General features: G+C 30.2%; 1 protein-coding gene. It reads left to right on the top strand.

The genetic code is table 11. The features are described from left to right. The first annotated feature begins 33 nt into the window (after nucleotides 1-33). Nucleotides 34-174 carry a 2TM domain-containing protein gene (locus ACY2RT_RS15670; protein ID WP_490156837.1) on the top strand — a complete coding sequence of 47 codons (141 nt, stop codon included), beginning with the start codon at nucleotides 34-36 and terminating at the stop codon, nucleotides 172-174. The last annotated feature ends 61 nt before the right edge of the window (nucleotides 175-235 follow it).

The raw sequence follows: 235 nt of genomic DNA on the forward strand, positions 1-235 counted from the left end.
CTTCAGGGAATCGTTGGAGTTAAACAATTTATTATGGAAGATCTGGAAAAAAGAAAATACGAACTTGCAAAGAAGAGAATAAAAGAAATTAAAGGTTTTTATTCACATTTAACAGTTTATCTGATAATAAACACGCTATTGATATTATTGCGTATTGGGTTATTTCAAAATTGAATTTTTGGCATGAAAGACCCGACTTGGTCACTATTTATTACTCCTTTCTTTTGGGGAATTG

The sequence above is a fragment of the Ulvibacter sp. 2210JD10-4 genome, assembly GCF_058148525.1.

Coding starts and splice junctions, on each gene's coding strand:
- ACY2RT_RS15670 (WP_490156837.1), top strand. CDS start 34: ATGGAAGATCTGGAAAAAAGAAAATACGAACTTGCAAAGAAGAGAATA.